This window comes from Dehalobacter sp. CP, from assembly GCF_047652685.1.
GTDB lineage: Bacteria > Bacillota > Desulfitobacteriia > Desulfitobacteriales > Syntrophobotulaceae > Dehalobacter.
The window spans coordinates 1,251,278-1,269,322 of sequence record NZ_CP157399.1 but is presented as its reverse complement, the minus strand read 5'-3'; the positions used below and the strand labels follow the sequence as shown (position 1 = coordinate 1,269,322).

Annotated in this window: 15 protein-coding genes and 1 other annotated feature; of the genes, 4 read left to right on the top strand and 11 right to left on the bottom strand. The window is 46.3% G+C overall.

Annotation, left to right across the window (positions count from 1 at the left end; genetic code table 11):
* Positions 1 to 144 precede the first annotated feature (144 nt).
* Positions 145 to 732, bottom strand: a complete 588-nt coding sequence (locus AAH944_RS06470; RefSeq protein WP_415537462.1) for a hypothetical protein — start codon at positions 730 to 732, stop codon at positions 145 to 147.
* 321 nt (positions 733 to 1,053) lie between these two features.
* On the opposite strand from AAH944_RS06470, the gene AAH944_RS06465 reads away from it, so the two are divergent.
* Positions 1,054 to 2,208, top strand: coding sequence for an MGDG synthase family glycosyltransferase (locus AAH944_RS06465; RefSeq protein ID WP_415537461.1), 1,155 nt, complete (start codon positions 1,054 to 1,056; stop codon positions 2,206 to 2,208).
* 62 nt (positions 2,209 to 2,270) lie between these two features.
* A complete protein-coding gene (locus AAH944_RS06460; RefSeq protein ID WP_415537459.1) occupies positions 2,271 to 3,536 on the top strand; it encodes a polysaccharide deacetylase family protein in 1,266 nt (421 codons plus the stop codon).
* A 47-nt stretch (positions 3,537 to 3,583) separates the two neighbouring features.
* Here AAH944_RS06460 and AAH944_RS06455 read toward each other — a convergent pair whose 3' ends face one another.
* A complete protein-coding gene (locus AAH944_RS06455; RefSeq protein ID WP_415537457.1) occupies positions 3,584 to 4,264 on the bottom strand; it encodes a SanA/YdcF family protein in 681 nt (226 codons plus the stop codon).
* A gap of 416 nt (positions 4,265 to 4,680) precedes the next feature.
* Between AAH944_RS06455 and AAH944_RS06450 the strand changes: the two genes are divergently transcribed.
* On the top strand, positions 4,681 to 5,331 hold the full coding sequence (locus tag AAH944_RS06450; RefSeq protein ID WP_415537455.1) for a YidC/Oxa1 family membrane protein insertase: 651 nt from the start codon (positions 4,681 to 4,683) through the stop codon (positions 5,329 to 5,331).
* Positions 5,332 to 5,648: 317 nt separating this feature from the next.
* Here the strand turns inward: AAH944_RS06450 and AAH944_RS06445 are convergent, their stop codons facing one another.
* The 7 genes from AAH944_RS06445 to AAH944_RS06415 all read right to left on the bottom strand — a co-directional run bounded on the left by AAH944_RS06445 (position 5,649) and on the right by AAH944_RS06415 (position 13,618).
* Complete coding sequence (locus AAH944_RS06445) at positions 5,649 to 6,356, bottom strand: phosphoribosylanthranilate isomerase (protein ID WP_415537453.1); 708 nt, start codon at positions 6,354 to 6,356, stop codon at positions 5,649 to 5,651.
* 134 nt (positions 6,357 to 6,490) lie between these two features.
* Positions 6,491 to 7,348: an indole-3-glycerol phosphate synthase TrpC gene (gene trpC, locus AAH944_RS06440; protein ID WP_415537451.1), complete on the bottom strand. Its 858-nt coding sequence runs from the start codon at positions 7,346 to 7,348 to the stop codon at positions 6,491 to 6,493.
* A gap of 107 nt (positions 7,349 to 7,455) precedes the next feature.
* Positions 7,456 to 8,472, bottom strand: coding sequence for an anthranilate phosphoribosyltransferase (trpD, locus tag AAH944_RS06435; protein ID WP_415537449.1), 1,017 nt, complete (start codon positions 8,470 to 8,472; stop codon positions 7,456 to 7,458).
* Positions 8,473 to 8,475: 3 nt separating this feature from the next.
* Entirely contained in the window at positions 8,476 to 9,258 is a 783-nt protein-coding gene (gene trpA / locus AAH944_RS06430; protein ID WP_415537447.1) for a tryptophan synthase subunit alpha, read from the bottom strand.
* A complete protein-coding gene (gene trpB, locus AAH944_RS06425) occupies positions 9,248 to 10,501 on the bottom strand; it encodes a tryptophan synthase subunit beta (RefSeq protein ID WP_415537445.1) in 1,254 nt (417 codons plus the stop codon). The genes trpA and trpB overlap by 11 nt, the downstream gene beginning before the upstream one ends.
* Positions 10,498 to 11,430 carry an aldolase catalytic domain-containing protein gene (locus AAH944_RS06420; protein ID WP_415537443.1) on the bottom strand — a complete coding sequence of 311 codons (933 nt, stop codon included), beginning with the start codon at positions 11,428 to 11,430 and terminating at the stop codon, positions 10,498 to 10,500. The genes trpB and AAH944_RS06420 overlap by 4 nt, the downstream gene beginning before the upstream one ends.
* Positions 11,423 to 13,618, bottom strand: coding sequence for an anthranilate synthase component I (locus tag AAH944_RS06415; protein ID WP_415537441.1), 2,196 nt, complete (start codon positions 13,616 to 13,618; stop codon positions 11,423 to 11,425). The genes AAH944_RS06420 and AAH944_RS06415 overlap by 8 nt, the downstream gene beginning before the upstream one ends.
* A gap of 170 nt (positions 13,619 to 13,788) precedes the next feature.
* Positions 13,789 to 14,035: a binding site (T-box leader), on the bottom strand.
* Positions 14,036 to 14,190: 155 nt separating this feature from the next.
* On the opposite strand from AAH944_RS06415, the gene asnB reads away from it, so the two are divergent.
* On the top strand, positions 14,191 to 16,032 hold the full coding sequence (gene asnB, locus AAH944_RS06410) for an asparagine synthase (glutamine-hydrolyzing) (RefSeq protein ID WP_415537439.1): 1,842 nt from the start codon (positions 14,191 to 14,193) through the stop codon (positions 16,030 to 16,032).
* Positions 16,033 to 16,371: 339 nt separating this feature from the next.
* Here the strand turns inward: asnB and AAH944_RS06405 are convergent, their stop codons facing one another.
* Both AAH944_RS06405 and AAH944_RS06400 read right to left on the bottom strand, forming a co-directional pair.
* Complete coding sequence (locus AAH944_RS06405) at positions 16,372 to 16,881, bottom strand: hypothetical protein (RefSeq protein WP_415537437.1); 510 nt, start codon at positions 16,879 to 16,881, stop codon at positions 16,372 to 16,374.
* Positions 16,881 to 17,987 (bottom strand): chromosome segregation protein ParM, encoded by a 1,107-nt coding sequence (locus AAH944_RS06400; protein ID WP_415537435.1) that lies wholly within the window; start codon positions 17,985 to 17,987, stop codon positions 16,881 to 16,883. Before AAH944_RS06400 ends, AAH944_RS06405 begins: the two co-directional genes overlap by 1 nt.
* Between the last annotated feature and the right edge of the window lie 58 nt (positions 17,988 to 18,045).

Below are 18,045 nucleotides of genomic sequence, written 5' to 3'. Positions count from 1 at the left end.
CCCCTTATCCAAATCGCACAACTTCTTGTTGAGGTTGCAACCATTAATTGCTATACCGTTATCATAACCTTTCATTCCAAAATGAGCTATCCGAATTTCAAATAAACGGTGACTTCATATCCAGATCATTTGCATTCACGCTATCTATAAATTAATTCTATTTTGCTTAAAATACTGAATGATCTGTTCCTTCTCGGCTTCTTCCGCATGGTTGGTTGTGAGGATTTCCCCGCCTTTCATACCATTCCATTTGATATACAGCGTTTGTTCAAAGCTTTCATTGATGATCGGGTCTTCATATCTCAAAACAATGACAAAGAAATAGGGAGGCACATCTTTTAATGTCTTTTGTTTGTTGATGCCTTCGAGACTAATCAGTAAGGTGGCCGAAGCATTTTTAGGAATATCATTGACGAGCGCGTATTCGTCAATTGTGACCGGTTTTTCCTTTAAGCCGGACTGAAAAACAATAGACTTGCTCCAAAGACTAACGGCAGGATGCTCGCCGACATTGGTAAAAACCATCTCAAATTCAGGCGACTCTCTCAATACCACTTCGGGCGAATCCTTAAACGTAAAGTACGGACGGTTGGCTTCTCTCTCCTCGTTCCAGGCAGATACGGTGATATAGACGGTAATCAGTGCCGTCACAGCAAGTATGGCTGTCCCAACAGTGGCAATCATATTAGAATAACTGACAAGTTTATTTTTTTTCTTTGACAATTTGCACACTCCCAGCTATCGTTAAACAAAATCATTATTTGCAGGTTCACAGAAATCTAAACGAAATGCAGAATGCAATTTTTTCATTTTAATATATTATTGTCTTTTCGTTGATATGTTTTATTTTACACAGGCCAGCACCATGTCAACCCTATATCTTTATAATTTTAGGATTAACTAGGTACTAGCTTCGCTCTGTTTAAGAATATATATAAAATAAATGGAAAAACTAGGTTTACAAAAAGCACTATTAAAAAGTAAAATTATAAATGTATAGCTACCTTCAAGGATCTTTGGACAATAATAGGTTGCTGGAAAGGGGAAGTTATGATGCGGATACTTTTTCTTCCGTTCCTTCAAATCCCTACGGGTCATCATACCGTAGCCGATGCAATGATTCGTTCCTTAGAAAACCGAATCAGTAATCTTAAATGCTCAAAGATAGATTTCTTCAGTTATGCGGACAAACGGCTGGAGAAAGCATTTCGGTTAACTTACCTGACCTGGATCGACCATTCTCCCCAAACCTTCGTCTGGATTTACCGGAACTTTGTGTACCCGACCAAATCAACCAAGCACTTTAACTGGTATGAATATAAATTCCTTGACAAAATGAATAGCCTGCTGCAAGAAGAACAGCCTGATTTGATCGTATGTACCCAGGCTTTTCCTTCCTTCTTAATCGACAGGCTTAGAAATTCCGGTATCGCAACTGCGCCCGTAATCAATGTCTACACTGATTTCTTTGTTAATAAGCTTTGGGGAACAGAATACATCGATTACCATTTTGTCCCTGATCAACATATTAAGGCGCAATTAATCTCCCAGAATAACATTGATCCGTCTAAAATATTTGTGACGGGTATTCCTGTTGATGAGTGCTTCCTGCCTCGGACAGCCTCCGAACCGACGCTTCCTTACCATATTCTGATTTCCGGCGGAAGCGGCGGTCTCGGTGATATCGAGCATTTGCTTTACAGCCTGCCGGGTAAAAAAGAAAAATCCTATACTTTTTCCCTGCTATGCGGCAAAAACAAGAAATTGTATAAAGATATTCGCTCCCTGAAACTGCCTAACTTAAAGCCCCTGTCCTATATTTCATCCAGGGAAACCCTCAACTCACTGTATGACGAGGCCGATGCCATTATTACCAAACCCGGCGGCGTAACCATCAGTGAGACCCTTCATAAAAAACTGCCGATTTTTGTCCATTCCGCACTTCCAGGGCAGGAACAAATCAATAAGAATTATCTCAGCGAAAAAAAATTGATCTATGACTTAGATTTGAATTACCCAGTCGCCAAACAGTTGGACGCCTTTTTTAAAGATCAAAACGAACAGGTGCTTTGGCGAAACCGCGTTGACAGCTACTTATCGGAAATAGAGTACCATGCCTGGGAAAAGATTTTGGAACTAGCCCTCGGTCAATCCGTAAAGCCTCAGATCTACAAAGAAACGGTCAATATTTCCCAAGTCCCGAGCTGATTTCGCGGACCTCAAGGATTCGGATAAACCTTCAAAGTCAACATAAGGGAAGTGAATCTGCAGTGTCCACAACCTTGCTGTGCGCCTTCATCGTCGCAATTTCAGTCTTTGCGGTCTATGCTCTTATTCCCGAACTATTTGTGCATTTTTTCGGTATTGGTTCCTGGAAACGTCATTATTCTCCAGGTGTCACCTTAACATTTGATGACGGACCCGACCCCAGATACACTCCGAGATTCCTGACAATTTTAGAGGAGCAAAACGTTCGGGCCTGTTTTTTTCTGGTTGCTGAAAAGGCTGAAAAACAGCCGGAACTTGTCAAGAGCATCCTAGACCACGGTCATACCGTCGGCAGTCACGGCTACCGTCACCGGCACGCTTGGCTGATGCCCCCGCTAAAGACCTGGAACTTGTGGAATAAAGCGATGGAGGAAATGCGCCGTCTGACCGGTCAGGAACCCGTCTATGTCAGAGCTCCCTGGGGAGGGGTTAATCTTTCTTTTTTATTTTGGTGCCGTTTCAAAGGCAAAAAGCTGATTAGTTGGAGTGCCGACGGCAGAGACTGGCACATTGAAAGAACTCCGCACCGTATTGTGCAAAGAATAATCCGCCGAACCAAAGAAGGCACAATTATCCTGCTTCATGATAGCGGCGGCGATGAGGGCGCTCCTGAAAATACCTTAGCTGCCCTGAAACCACTGATCATGAAAATACAAAAAGAACGTAAGCTGCCGCTCATTCCGCTTCAGCTTCCCGACTGGTCACTGCCAAGAAGAATTGGTTTCTGCGTTTGGGAGAAATGGGAGCTTTTTTACGCGCGGCGTAAACAAATTACCAGAATTGATGAACGCAATATTTTTCGCCTGGGTCTTACCCGCTACCATGGCCCTGAACTGTTTAATGAAAACGGTGAATTAATCGCCTCAGCAGGTGATCTGGTCGGTGAAATCCACTTAGACAATACCCGCTTCCAGAGCCTTGGTGCCAATATCCAAAAAATCGGCTATAATGTTTTAAAACAAGCCCGGCTCTCCCTGCCTGTTCTGGCAAGCTATATCTCTTTGAATCCGGGTTATAAGGATATCAAGGTTTTCCTGGGTGTTACACTCATCAACCGTGGTGTCAAAGGCCTCGGGTTTAACGTTACTGAATATACGAATGGTAATGCCGGATTCATTGGTTTCATGCAAAAAATCGTTTACCGAGTCTATAACCCGTCCCGGAAAAAAGATACAGAAAAACTTGGAACAAAGCCCAAAGTCGTCTGGATCAGTAAAGACGCCCTGCTTGAGAAATACCTGACAAAAAAGTCATCCACGCAAGGATGACTTTTTTCATTGAATAATTCTGTTCACTTCATTCTCCAGTTATTTATTTAATCGTCAGTAGCCCCACCATCGCCAAATACCGGAATGACATCGCCCAAAAAAGTCGGTTTGGGCTTGATTATTTTAGTCCAGAGAAAATCTTTATTTCGGGCTGCAATCTCTCTTATCTGATAGTAGGCCATTGCCTGTCCGTAATCATGCCGGTCTGAGGCAACGCCATAAGCTTCAAGTCCTAAAGACCTGGCGACAAAAACTGCCCGCTTCAAATGATATTCCTGCGTAACGATGATTACCTTTTTCGCAAGAAAAATATCCCTCGCTCTGTATAGACTTTCATATGTACTAAAACCAGCGTGATCCATAAAGACATTTTGACCCTTGACGCCTTTTTCCAGGAGAAAGCGCTTCATGGCATTGACTTCATCATAATCTGTCCGTCCATGATCACCACTCACAAGAATTTTGGGAGCCTTGCCTTGCTGGTAAAGCTCATAACCGACGGTCAAGCGGTCGGCAAGCATGGATGAAGCAGTTCCATCCGGGAAAACATAGGCACCTAACACCAGGATCGCGTCAACCTCAGGTACATGATCCACATCGCCGATGTATTTCGTACCAACCCGTTCCACATAGTTATTGATCATCAGCATAGAACCAAGGAGAATCACTGTGATCGCCAGCAGGCTACCTATCAGAACCTTTATCCGAATTCGCAAACGTTTCTTCATTTCATATCCCTACCAAAGTTTTCATATTTACCTAGCGTTTCTATGTTGGAGTAAGCTTTACTGCCTTAAGCTTATACTTCTTGCTATCTCCTGTAGCTAATTATATAATAAATCTAGTTTCTTGGGGGTGATAAAATGCAATTCGATAGTAGTATCCTGGTTATTCTAATCGTTCATCTGACTTTGATCTTAGCTGTCTCCTGGGCCGCAATCAAACTATTGCATTCTTCTTCCAGCAGTGTCAGATACGCGGATACTTACCTTTCGAGTTGTCTGATCAGCTCCTCATCTCCCATAAATCTTCAGGTAAATAAGTATTTAATCTTTAGGAGAAAAATAAAGACCAGCCTTGATGATGACTCACCTTATTCAAACCTCCTTGTTTTATAAGAAATAAAACTTTGGAGGATGTTTCAATGAATATGATTAGCATAGTCCTTTCCCAGTTATTAGCATTCCTTGTCAGTACTACGGGTGATTGGTTCATTGCGGTTGCTCTGATTACATTAGGGATAAAACTCTTGTTATTTCCTTTGTCAATAAAACAGCAAAAAGTACAATTATTAACCGCAAATCTGACCAAAGCCAGAACAATTTTATCTGGAAAATTTCACAATCAAATTAAAAAAGTTAACTCTGAATCAATGAAAATTGCATCTAAATATAAAATCAATCCACTGTTTACGTTTGCAACACTTATTATCCAGGCCCCGGTTTTTTTCTCCTTGTACGTTGCTATTACGCATCTGAGTATACCCGTCGGCAGCATTCTTATTCCGTGGGTATCTGATCTCCATATGGCAGATCATCTTCATATTTTGCCGGTTATTGCCGGTCTGCTTCAGACGCTGAGTGTATTTACAGCAGAAAACAAAAATTTACTGATGTTCATATTCCCGGTTGCTATTGGCGTCGTTTTTCTGTGGAAAGCTCCTGTTGCCCTGAGCGCTTACTGGATTGCCAACTCGGTCCTTCGGTTTGTCGAGGTCCAGATCTTTCGTCTAGGCCCTATCCAGCGAAAATATTTGAATATCCCTTCTCCGGAAGAGATGGTCCAAAGACTTTAAACAAAGGGGACGTATCGCGGCGTCCCCTTCACCTATCTAACCCAATATTATTAGAGTTTTTATCCAGTTACTACTGCCATCATTCTCATATTATGAGCGACACATCCATTTTTCTCATTCATACCATATTTAAATCTTAAATTCTCTATATTTCTTCTGATTGCTTCAAATATTGTAGACTTGCACAAGATGCGGAAGCGAGCGCTAAGTGCCAGCAGCGTTAAGCGAACAGGAATCCGCAGCGTTAAGCCATGCCAGCGGTTTCTGGCTACGGATGGCCTACTGTCGCGGTGCCATGGATGGCAAGGAGCGGCACGTTAAGCACGGACACGGTCAATAAACCTTTTGATTTTGTCCGGGTCTTTCCGTCCCTCCGTCTCGACACTGCTGCTGACATCCAGGCAATAGGGATGAAATAAGGAAATTGCCGACGCAGCATTCTCTTCATTTAAGCCTCCGGCCAGAATCATTGGAATATCCCGGCCTTTGTTTTTATCGGATTGGCCGTTCTGATCTCTTTGCAGAAGGTTCCAGTCAAAGCGTTTCCCGGTCCCGCCATAAGCTTCAGGGTCAAATTTATCGTACACAAAACCGTCAACCAGGCCCTGATACGCTTCCATGTTCAGCTCTGCCCGATTCGCATGTCCTACCCTGACAGCTTTCCAGACCGTTACTTGATGATGAGCCTGGTATTTTCCCATGAGCCGCGCTTGTAATTGACGCATATATTCCAAAGGCTCATCGCCATGAATCTGAAGTATTTGCAGACCGGCTTCCACGGCGCACAATAAGTCATCCGGGTCCTGATTAACGAAAACCCCAACCGGGATGATCTTTTTGTCCAAGGAAGCAATCAGCGTTTTCAATTCGTTGAGCGAGACCTGTCTTTTGCTCGGGGCTAGCACAAATCCGGCAAAATCCGGTTTCAGCTCATTGATAATCCTGATATCCTCCAGGGTACGAACCCCGCAAATCTTGACTTTTGGCGTCGGCCCGGCATAGATACCTTTCACATTATCTTCCATCCCTACCATTTCAACTCCTAAATCATGCGTTATCTGTACGCAATTGTCAGTATGTCCCTATATCTTGTCAATCCTAAAATATTATTATCATCCGCCTAAGGCAAACGATGCCATGAACGACAAATATATTCGATTTAGGGTCGATATGGCGCCTGAAGAAGCTCTGCAAATTTTTGTTCAAGACTGCCTGCCTTCATGAACGCCTCTCCGACCAGAACAGCATCAAATCCCCATGCTTGCACCGTCAGGATATCCTCGCCCGTATGAATCCCGCTTTCGGAGACCTTGATCAGATGATCCGGGATCATCGCAGCGATTCTGCGGCTGTGGTTCAAATCCACCTCGAACGTTTCAAGGTTCCGGTTATTGATTCCGATAATACTGGCTCCTGCTGCCATGGCCCTTGCCGCTTCTGCTTCGTCATGAACTTCCACAAGACAATCCAGACCGATCTGTTCAGCTATCCCCAGGAATTCTTTCAACTGCTGATCATCCAATATTTTTACGATGAGCAGAATAGCATCCGCCCCCAAAACCTTTGCTTCGTAAATCTGATAAGGGTCAATCATAAAATCCTTTCGCAGCAGCGGAATCTTGACGGATTCTCTAATTTCCCTCAGATAATCCGGACTCCCGAGAAAGTAATCCTGCTCTGTTAAGACGGAGATTGCCGCAGCCCCCAGCTGTTCATACATGCTGGCTATTTGCAGATAATCGAAGTCCGGAACCAGGACTCCTTTGGATGGAGAAGCCTTTTTGACTTCCGCGATTATGGAAATCCCTGCTTTATCTTTGCTCAGGCGTCCCGCAGTCAGGGCTGAGGCAAAGACGCCTGCAGGCCGCTCCATGTTAACATCATGCTTAAGATTATCATGATTATTATTGATTTTCAGCTTTTTTGTTAGCTTTTCTATGATATCTTCAATTGGAACATTTTTCTTCTGTTCGGAAAGCCGTTTTATTTTGGCCTCTACAATTTTATCGAGGATCATTTTTATCCCCTTTCTTCAAACTTTCCACAGGTACAAGTCCCTTCTATGGCACTAAACTGAGACCTGTACTTAAACCCGGACTTGATAAAGCCGGTTTCTGCTGAATGCTAATGCTGTCTCGTCACAGCGATAAACTCGTTTAGAACCGACAGCGCTTTCTTTTCCCGGACTGTGGCCCTGGCCATCTCGATCCCCTCCTGCAAACTTTTGGCTTTGCCTCCGACATAAATTGCAGCTCCGGCATTCAGGATGACGGTGTCTGCTTTGGGGCCCTGACCTCCTGCAAGAATATCCAAGGTGATCCGCGCGTTTTCCTGCGGCGTTCCGCCTACAAGATCCTGCGGCGTACAAAGGGAAAAACCATAATCTTCCGGATGGATGACAAACTCGGTTACCTTTCCGTCCTTGAGTTCTGCTGCGTAAGACGGTCCTGTCAGGGTGATTTCGTCGAGACCGTCACTGCCGTGGACAATGAGTGCGTGTACAGCCTGATGTCTGTTCAGTACTTCTGCAGCCACGGGCACAAGGCTTTTGTCGTAAACGCCGATCAGCTGTCTTGGGGCTGCGGCCGGATTGGCTAATGGCCCGAGGATATTAAAGATGGTTTTGAAGCCAAGTGCTTTACGCACCGGCATCGCATATTTCATCGAAGTATGGAAATGCGGAGCGAACATAAAACCAAGGCCGACTTGGTCGATACATTGACCAACCGCCTCAGGCGGCAGCGCAATCTCGACCCCTAACGCTTCGAGGACGTCGGCAGCCCCGCTCTTGCTGGTAATGCTCCGGTTGCCATGCTTGGCAATTTTTACACCACAGCCGGCAGCAACGAACATTGCTGTTGTCGAAATGTTAAACGTATGAGCGCCATCTCCGCCTGTTCCGCAGGTGTCCACCAGATTTTCTGATGCGCACGCCACTTTGAGGGCTTTTTCCCGCATCACCTTACTTGTCCCGTAAATCTCTTCAATGGTCTCTCCTTTCAGGCGGAGCGCCGTTAAAAAGGCTGCCATGGAGATTTCACTGGCTTCACCGCTCATCATCTCCGTCATGGAATCATAGGCCAGCTGAGCACTGAGATTCTCTCTATTGGAAAGTTTTTTTAAAGCTATCTCCATTCCCATCATTCATTCCTCCTTATTCACACGCGCAATATCGCCTAAAAACTGATCCAGACCGGACAGCCCTTCAGTCTCAAGCACCAGCTGGATCTTACTGCCGATGATCGCTATATCGGCAGTTCCAATTAAATGGGCGACATCTTCCGGGCCTTGAATCCCGAAACCTACGGCGATTGTTTTGCCGGTCTCTTTCTTTGCTTTTTGGATTCCGTCCAAAATCTCAGAGTCAAAAGTTGTTTTGCTGCCGGTTACCCCTTTGCGGGGAACGTAATAGATAAATCCGCTCCCGATATCGGCAATTTCCTGCAGTCGCTTCGGATCGGAATAAGGTGTCGCTATGCTTACGGCAGCCAACCCCTGTTGGCGGGAATAATCGTAGTAGACTCTGGCCTCATCAAGCGGAGCATCCGGTACGATGGTTCCCTGGACGCCGATCTCTTTGCACCGGTCAATAAATGCTTCGACGCCGTATTGGTACAAGATATTGTAGTAGGTCATGACCAGAAACGGGATCGGGTATTTGCGAGCCATTCTCTCGATAAACTTCAGGCAGTCGCTGACTTTAATCCCCTTTTCCAATACGGCCTGGTTTGATTTTGTAAATACCGGTCCGTCGGCAATCGGGTCAGAAAAAGGTATTTGCAGTTCAATCAGGTCGACCCCGTTGTTATAAAAGCATTCAATCGCTTTTTCATTGGCGGCAAAATCAGGATAGCCGATAATTTGGTGGGTCATCAGCAGTATTTTCTTCTCTCTTCTCATAGCTTCAATTTGTTTTTCAATCTGCATATGCCTTACCTCTTTCTGTGACAAATGTTTTCCAGCCCTGATCCTGCAATGCTTCCCCAATATTGAAGATATCTTTGTCTCCACGGCCGGACATATTGACAACGATGACATCTTCCGGTTGGGTGTCAGCAATTTCCCTGAAAAGTCCGGCGAAAGCATGCGTGGATTCAAGCGCCGGTATCAGCCCTTCCTTGCTGATGATCAGTTTAAAGGCCTCAATGACTTCGGTATCTGTGGCGGCTAAAACCCGGACCCTCTTGGTTTCCGCCAGATGAGCCAGGATTGGTGATACGCCTACATAATCAAGTCCGGCGGAAATGCTCCAGGTATCCAGCATCTGTCCGTCATCATCCTGGAGAAACAGTGTCTTGTAGCCCTGAGAGACGCCGGTTTTGGCTTTGGCATAAGCGATCCGCGAAGCATGCTTTCCGGATGCTTCGCCCTTGCCGCCTGCCTCGACAGCAACGAGTTCTACGCCGGGCTCCTGCAGAAACTCCACAAAAGCCCCCATCGCATTGGAACCGCCGCCCAGACAGGCATAGATCCGGTCCGGATTTTTGCCGCAGATATCGTTGATTTGTTTTTTCATCTCTTTACTGATTACGGACTGAAAGAAAGTGACCATCTCCGGGAATGGCCTTGGTCCGCACGCCGTACCAAGTGCATAATGCGTGTTGTCAAAATTTCCTGCCCAGTCGCGAAGTGCTTCGTTAATGGCATCCTTAAGCGTTGCCGTACCGGTGGTAACGGGAACAACTTCAGCTCCGAGCTGTTTCATCCAGAAGACGTTGGCATATTGCCGTTCAGCATCTTCAGCTCCCATATAGATCGTCGCCTGAAATCCCATTTTCGCTGCCATGATCGCCGTTGCGACACCGTGCTGGCCTGCGCCGGTCTCAGCGATGACTCTGGTCTTGCCCAGTTTTTTCATGAGCAGGCCCTGCCCGAGCACATTATTGATTTTATGGGCGCCGGAATGATTCAAATCCTCCCGCTTGATAAAGATTTTGGCTTTACCAAAATACGCACTAAGCCCTGCCGCATACGTCAGCGGTGTCGGCCTGCCCGAAAAGTCCATCAGGAGGTTATAGTATTGCTTATAGAAGTCCTCGTCCCGCAATATTTCCTGAAAAGCCTGGTTCAGTTCATCGACAGCCGGTATCAGGATTTCCGGGACATATCTCCCGCCATAGGCGCCAAAATAGCCATTTTGACCTAGATAATTAATCATTTCGTTCTTCATACCTGCACCTCACTTTGAAAATGATTATAGATTCGGATCAGATCTTCGCCAGCCCCCTGGATACTATAGACAGGATGCTGGTTGAAAATCCCCGTTAAGAGCTGCTTCGGGCAGTACCCCCAAGAATGTTCGTCACCATCATGGATGTAGTAATCATTAATCAGCGCGAGTACAGGCTTTAAATCATAATTTTCTTTGCCAGCATAGGGCAAAAGACATTCCAGCGGACAGTTGCCGGCTCCCCTGCCCATCCCGTTGACACTCGCATCAAGGAAGTCAGCACCGCTTTCAATTGCCGTAATGGTGTTGGAGAAGGCCAGCTGCATGTTGTTGTGCACGTGAATTCCCACCTTTATACTGTTTAATTCTTCCTTGTACAGTGATACCAGCTTTTTGACATCCTCCGGATAAAGCGCCCCGTAACTGTCTACCACATAGACTGCCACTGCAGGGATTTGCGCTTTGATTTTTCTTAAGCCGCAAACGATTTCCGGGATTCTTTCTCTGGAAATTGCCATGATATTCAGGGTTGTCTCATAGCCTTTATTTTGCAGAAAGCGGACATCTTCGACGGCCTCTTCGATCTGGTCCAAATAGCAGGCAACCCGGCCCATGGTAAACGGTGACACATTGGCGTCTTCAACCGTTTGCCGGTCAAATCTGCCGACATCCACCATAAAAGCCAGTTTGGGGAGCCCCGGAATTCCTTGGATGATGCCACGTATCTCACTGTCATCACAGAATTTCAGTTTACCGTAGGCTGTCCGTTCATAATACGCGGGATCGGCTTTATACCCCAGCTCGAGATAATCAACCTTTGCTTCGGAAATCTTTTGCACATGATCTTTGATATACTTTTCCGGGAACCGGAAGTTGTTGGTCAATCCTCCGTCTCTGAGCGTGCAGTCCAGAATAGTCAGCTTACGCACAGCAGGCACCTCCTAATTTGTTCAAAACATTGGTGATGATCCGGAATCCCTTATCCTCATCCATCGACATGATGGATTCAGGGTGAAATTGGACCGCCAGAATGGTTTTGTCTTTGCTTTCAACCGCCATCACGACACCGTCTTCGCTCCAGGCCGTAACCTCAAGTTCCGACGGTACTTCTTCGGCAAACAGCGAATGATATCTGCCTACGCTTAGATTAGCCAAATTTTGAAAGATTACTGATCCCGGAGCTATTTTTAACACCGATTGTTTGCCATGCACTGGTACATCCAATACACCGAGCTTTCCGTTAAAGTATTCGACAATACCCTGCAACCCCAGACAGACCCCAAAGAGAGGAATCCCTTTATCCAGACAGAGCCCGATTGTTTCCCTGAGTTTAAAATCAGACGGTTTGCCCGGGCCCGGGGATAGCACGACCAAATCATACCGTTCTTTTTTTAAGGCTTCTCTGGCCAGATGGTGCCGCATCGTGACCACCTGACAGCCAGCTTTACGGAAATAACTGGCCAGCGTATGCACGAAGGAGTCCTCATGATCGACCAGCAGCACCTGCAAAGGTACCTGCAAAAGATCAGCGGCGTTTTCTTGCCGCGGTGAGGAGCCGGCGGGCAGATCGCTTGTATTTTCAGTCACACTGGCTTTCGCATCGCCCAATACTTTGAGAAGGGCTTCAGCCTTGACGATCGTTTCTTTTTCTTCCTCTTCGGGAATGGAATCATACAGCAGCGTCGCGCCGACTCTGACCCCGGCGATCCCGTCTTTTAAGCGGATGGTCCTGAGCGTGAGTCCTGTATTCATCCGGCCGTCAAAACTAAGGATTCCAACTGCCCCGCCATACCACATCCGATTGGACTCCTCATGGTCTTCAATCCATTGGACGGCAGCTTTTTTGGGAGCCCCGGTCACTGTTACGGCCCACATATGGGTCATAAAAGCGTCAAGAGCGTCATACCCGTCTGCCAGGATCCCCTCCACATGGTCCACAGTGTGGATCAGGTGCGAATACATCTCGATCTGGCGCCTTCCCAACACCTTCACCGTACCCGGTACACAGATCCTGGATTTATCGTTGCGGTCAACATCCGTACACATCGTAAGTTCCGACTCATCTTTATTGGAGTTCAGCAGCTGACGGATTCTCTCGGCATCTTCAAGCGCGTCCCGGCCTCTTGGAATTGTACCGGAAATCGGGCAGGTCTCGATTCTCTTGCCCTCGACCCTGACGAACATTTCCGGGGAAGAACCAATCAAGTACTCATCCCCAAGATGAATCAGGAACCCATACGGGCTCGGATTGATCTTTGTCAAATTTCTAAATATTTCCGAAGGCCTGATCTTACAGGGCCGGTAAAAGGTATGAGACGGAACGACCTCAAAAAGATCACCGCGTTTAAAATAGGCTTTGGCAGTCCGGACTTTTTCCGCATATTGTCCTTCGTTATCGTTTGGTAGCTCCTGAACCTGCGTTTTCTGAGTGTTTGATATTTTTCCGGCTGCCGACAGATTTTTTTTCGCCTGACCAAGACTGGAAAGACCATTGAATTCAAAGTCATACCTGGTTCGGAAGCAGTCATCCTTCTGATGGTCGATGATAAAGATTTCATCTGGGATAAACAAGACCATATCGGCCTGCGCTTCATCCCGCGGTCTTTTCAGATGGATGCTTTCAAACTGGAAGATCAGATCATAGCCGAAGCTGCCATAGAGACCCAGAAACGTATCCTGATCTGAATGAAACGCTTCCAGAAGGCTGCGGACTACAGAAAAAACGGATTTTTGCCTGCTTCTTTGCTCTTCGGGAAAAAATTCCTGACTTTGGACAACCCTACACGTTATTTTGTGCTGATCGCGGACCAGTGTTTCCAGGTATGCCTCCTGCAGCAGAACGTTATCAATAAATTCCAGCAGGATCAGCCCTTTTTGATCCAACGCCGTTATTTCAATATTCCGGCCAAATGTCCGAATCTCGATCGGAGGATTAATAAATCCGATGTCCCAGCGGGTATACCTGCCCGGATATTCAAAGCTGCTGCAAAAGTAGGCACCCCGAACATTATTTAGTTCCGTAATGATTTTCTCACGATAGGACTTGTCAGTTTCTTCCGTTACGGAATGAATCAGAAGCCTGCCGCTGGTGTAATACGGTTTGATTGAAGTATTCATATTGTTTAGCCTCCCCCAAGTTTGCTATAGAATACCGCTCTTTGCCATCCCTGGTAAAAGCGATGCGCCAAATCTATCCTTTGGATACCCGGTTAACATGGTACCTCGCTAATGCGTGGTCTCCGTTCGGCATCAAGTCTTCCGTGAATATAAAAAGCCCCTTATCCCTAGAAAGGGACAAGAGGCTATATCTCCTGCGGTACCACCCAAATTGGTATATTACTATACCCGCTCAATCATGTACAAACATACACGTCCTGATGATAACGGGTAGGATTCCCGACGACGCCTACTATCGATGATTTCGGGTCGTACTCATGAGGCCATTCGTCATAAACTTCCCTGCCGCAATCACACCAGCCTGCGACTCTCTGTAATTTTCCGTTTATGGTTACTATTCTCAATCTTCGCTTTAAAGCTATGCAGTTATTGTAAATCATTATATACAAATGCTTTTTATTTAGCAAGTGAATTCACGAAAATTATTTTGAAACATCCGGTTATGCCGGTCATATACATAGTATTAGATGATACCAGCTATCATTATTTCATTACTTAAGGAGTGAATAGCTTTGTGCGGAATTACAGGCTGGCTGGATTGGACGCAGGATCTGTCCGAATCCGGCCCTGTCATTGACAAAATGGTTGAAACCCTTACTCCCCGCGGTCCTGATGCTCGGGGAAAATGGCTTTATCCCGAAATTGCTTTGGGCCACAGCAGGCTGGCGGTTGTAGATATTGAAGGAGGAAAGCAACCCATGACCCGCTGGCGCGGCGGCTGGGCCTATACGATTACTTATAACGGAGAATTGTATAACACCGAAGAAATCCGCCAGGCTCTCTCAGTGAAAGGGTATTCCTTCCAAGGGCATTCTGATACGGAAGTCCTGCTTCTGTCTTATCTGGAATGGGGCGTGGATTGCGTTCAGAAGCTCAATGGCATTTTCGCGTTTGGGATCTGGGACTGCCGGGAAAAATCCCTCTTTCTGGCCCGGGACAGGATGGGCGTTAAACCGCTGTTTTATTATCACAAATACCCATCGTTCATTTTTGCTTCAGAAATGAAAGCGCTGCTTGCCCATCCGGATATCCCTGCGGTCATTGACCGTGAAGGCCTCGCCGAACTTTTTATGATTGCCCCGGCCAGGACTCCGGGTTTTGGTGTTATTAAAAACATTTGTGAACTTAAACCCGGATACGCCATGCTTGTTAAGTATGAGGGGATAAGACAGTGGCCGTACTGGCAGCTTGAGAACAAACCTCATACAGACGATATCCGAACAACGGTTGATCATGTTCGCGAGCTGGTCATCGATGCCATTTCCCGTCAGCTTGTCTCCGATGTTCCGCTCGGGACTTTATTGTCCGGAGGTCTGGATTCCAGTATCATAACGGCTATCGCTGCGAAGAAGTATCAGGCTGAAGGGAAAATCCTCCCCACGTTCTCTATTGACTACATTGCCAACGATAAATATTTTCAAGCAAATGACTATCAGCCTGATCCGGATGCTCCATGGGTGCGTAAAATGGCCAATTGCTTCAACACTAACCATCATAATCTGTTCCTGGATACTGCAGAGCTGGTCGAAGCTTTGACAGACGCTGCCGCAGCCAGAGACCTGCCTGGTATGGCCGATGTCGATTCTTCCCTGCTGCTGTTCAGCCGGAAAATCAAAGAGTCGGTGACGGTCGGACTCTCCGGGGAATGCGCAGATGAAGTTTTTGGCGGATATCCGTGGTTTCACCGGGATGATCTTAAAAATGCAGATACCTTTCCGTGGTCAACGGACCTTCAAACCCGCCTCCAGATCCTATCTCCGGAAATTCTCCAGATCATCGCACCTTTAGATTATGTAAGAGAGCGCTACCGGGAAGCCGTTTCAGAAGTTCCCGTTTCGGGGACCGCGAACGCCAAAGCAGATAACGATAAACGAATCAGTTACCTGACTTTGACCAGGTTCATGCCCACCTTGCTTGACCGCAAAGACAGAATGACGATGGCTTCCGGTCTGGAAGTCCGCGTGCCTTTCTGTGATCACCGGATTGTAGAATATGTCTGGAATATTCCTTGGGAAATGAAGTACTGGCAAAATCGTGAAAAAGGCCTTTTGCGAACCGCCCTGGAAGGCATCCTTCCTGAAGATGTTCTATGGCGGCGCAAAAGCCCTTACCCCAAAACCCACCATCCGCAATTCCTGGAAATGGTCACCGGCAGACTTCGTACTGTTCTGGAAGACTCTGCCTCACCGCTGTATGATTTGGTGAATAAAAAACAGCTTCAGGAGTTAATGGCCAATCCGTCATCCGATGCCAATCGACCATGGTTCGGTCAGCTAATGGACACACCCAGACTTTTTGCCTTTCTGCTGCAGCTGGATTTCTGGTTCAAAAAATATAAAATCAGGATCATCTGATCTTTAGAGGAAATTATACAGGCGGTTACATCGAAGAGGCCAATAATGCCTAAAAGTAGCGCTTTTTCTATTCGGAATTCGCCAAGATTCAGATCCTGAATTCCCAACATGACGGCTTAAGAAGAAAGCTTATCACACTATCCTGCATCTCTTAAAATACTAACGTAACGTAATCCAATCGCGCCCAAGCGGAACAAGGATGTGGAGCGCGGCTGTTAGCGCCAGGAGGGCGCTATCTGCCGCAGAGCGGTTGGATTACGTTACGAAAACATGCATATCGTTATCTGAGCTGCAAATAATATCATCAAAAGAGAAACTGCCCCGCGGAGAGCATTTGCTTTATTCCTCTCCGGAGGCAGTTTGACTTTTTCGGACAAATTCAATCACTTTTTCATCATCCTCTTCACCAATGACATTCGTAAGCAGGAAGTCAAGACCAGGCAGTGAGGTCTTGGTCCTTGCCTCACCGGTCTGCAGCAATTCTTCCACGCGTACGAGGTCGAAATCCACCTCGGGTCTGGGATTTCCCCTGCTCTGAGGAATACCGTTCATTAACGGCCGCATGACTGTTTCATCCGCAGCAGCAATCGTGCTGTAGCCCAGCTCCTCCATGGCCACCTCATTCATCACCGGGCTTTGACCGGCGCTCTTATCAAGCCGCAGAACGTTATTTTGCCTTGCCCAACCGTCCTGAGGATTTCTGAACTCATTGTTTTGGACAATCGCAGTTTTCAGGGCATTTTTAACAAAAGCGGACCGTTCCTCCGGAGGGATCTGCGAAAGAACCCTCCAGAGCTCAAAATCTTCATTTTCAGAAATGTAAAGTACAAGATGACCTGTTGTTTTCATTATTCAACATTTACTTTCCTGGTAAGATTATTGACCAGGTTTGCGGCCATAATCCGGAAACCTGCTGCATTTCCAAACTGAGGATCGTCAATCAGAACCTTATTTTCCAGATTCAGATATTCGAAGATCATTTCCCCGACTTTACCGGCAACAAGAATTGTATGAATCCTGCCGGCCATCGGTTTCAGCGTCTTCATAATTTCCCTGGAAATATCGGCGGCCAGCTGGGCCAGCATCTTCTTCATGACAGGATTAAGGTCAATTGCTCCGTTATTCCACGGATATAATCCTTTATTCACTCTGAAAATTTTATCAAGTTCCTTGTCATCCGTCTCGATCGGGTTGGTATGGTCCATGGTCATTTCTTTGAGTTTTTCGGCTACGCCGGCATACGCCCATTGCAGCCCCTTCTCAATGCTGAATGAATTCGGTGGATCAAGCATAATGCCATCGTAAAATGTGGCAATATCCGTCGTTCTGAAACCGGGATCTATGACAACAACATAACCGCCGAAAAGCTTCGGATTGGTCGGTTTGCCGTCTTCAGTCAGTGTCTCCTTGATGAATACGCCGTAACTTTGAGGCAGCACTCTCGAACGGAGAATGTTCATACTGCGCGTTTGTCCCTTGAATGTGCCGGACAGAAAAGTCACAGAAAAAGAACCCTTTAATTCCGCCTCGTATTTGTCTTTCAGAGAGGCGTAGAATTTGACAGGAACCCCGGTTCCGAGATAGATGTTCGTCTTAGGATAAGGCTGGGCCAAAGCTAAGCCCACGATCAGCAAAGACATCGCTTCTTCATCCGTAGATTTATCTTCATCCCAGCAATAATGAGCTTCTTTGGGATTCAGACTCTCGGCCAGGCTTCCCATAAAATAATGCCGTTCTACGCCGCTGGAATTATTTCTGACAATGACATCAAGAGAAGCGATTTGTTTATCGAGATCCGATCCTTTTTCAAGCTCAGTTCTGCCCAAGGTTGAGAAAATTCTCTCATTACCATTACAGATGACTGCAGGAAATAATATCTTCGTATCGCCAATATCGAGCTTTATGGCGCCAAAACCAGGATCTGCACCAGCAACCAGTATGTCGTTTTCGAACACGTGCTTTCCTCCCTATTCTACAAAAAATATGAATTTCCAAAATAATTCTATCATTCTA

Coding starts and splice junctions, on each gene's coding strand:
- AAH944_RS06465 (WP_415537461.1), top strand. CDS start 1,054: ATGCGGATACTTTTTCTTCCGTTCCTTCAAATCCCTACGGGTCATCAT.
- AAH944_RS06455 (WP_415537457.1), bottom strand. CDS start 4,264: ATGAAGAAACGTTTGCGAATTCGGATAAAGGTTCTGATAGGTAGCCTG.
- AAH944_RS06450 (WP_415537455.1), top strand. CDS start 4,681: ATGAATATGATTAGCATAGTCCTTTCCCAGTTATTAGCATTCCTTGTC.
- AAH944_RS06445 (WP_415537453.1), bottom strand. CDS start 6,356: ATGGAAGATAATGTGAAAGGTATCTATGCCGGGCCGACGCCAAAAGTC.
- trpC (WP_415537451.1), bottom strand. CDS start 7,348: ATGATCCTCGATAAAATTGTAGAGGCCAAAATAAAACGGCTTTCCGAA.
- trpD (WP_415537449.1), bottom strand. CDS start 8,472: ATGGGAATGGAGATAGCTTTAAAAAAACTTTCCAATAGAGAGAATCTC.
- trpA (WP_415537447.1), bottom strand. CDS start 9,258: ATGCAGATTGAAAAACAAATTGAAGCTATGAGAAGAGAGAAGAAAATA.
- trpB (WP_415537445.1), bottom strand. CDS start 10,501: ATGAAGAACGAAATGATTAATTATCTAGGTCAAAATGGCTATTTTGGC.
- AAH944_RS06415 (WP_415537441.1), bottom strand. CDS start 13,618: ATGAATACTTCAATCAAACCGTATTACACCAGCGGCAGGCTTCTGATT.
- AAH944_RS06405 (WP_415537437.1), bottom strand. CDS start 16,881: ATGAAAACAACAGGTCATCTTGTACTTTACATTTCTGAAAATGAAGAT.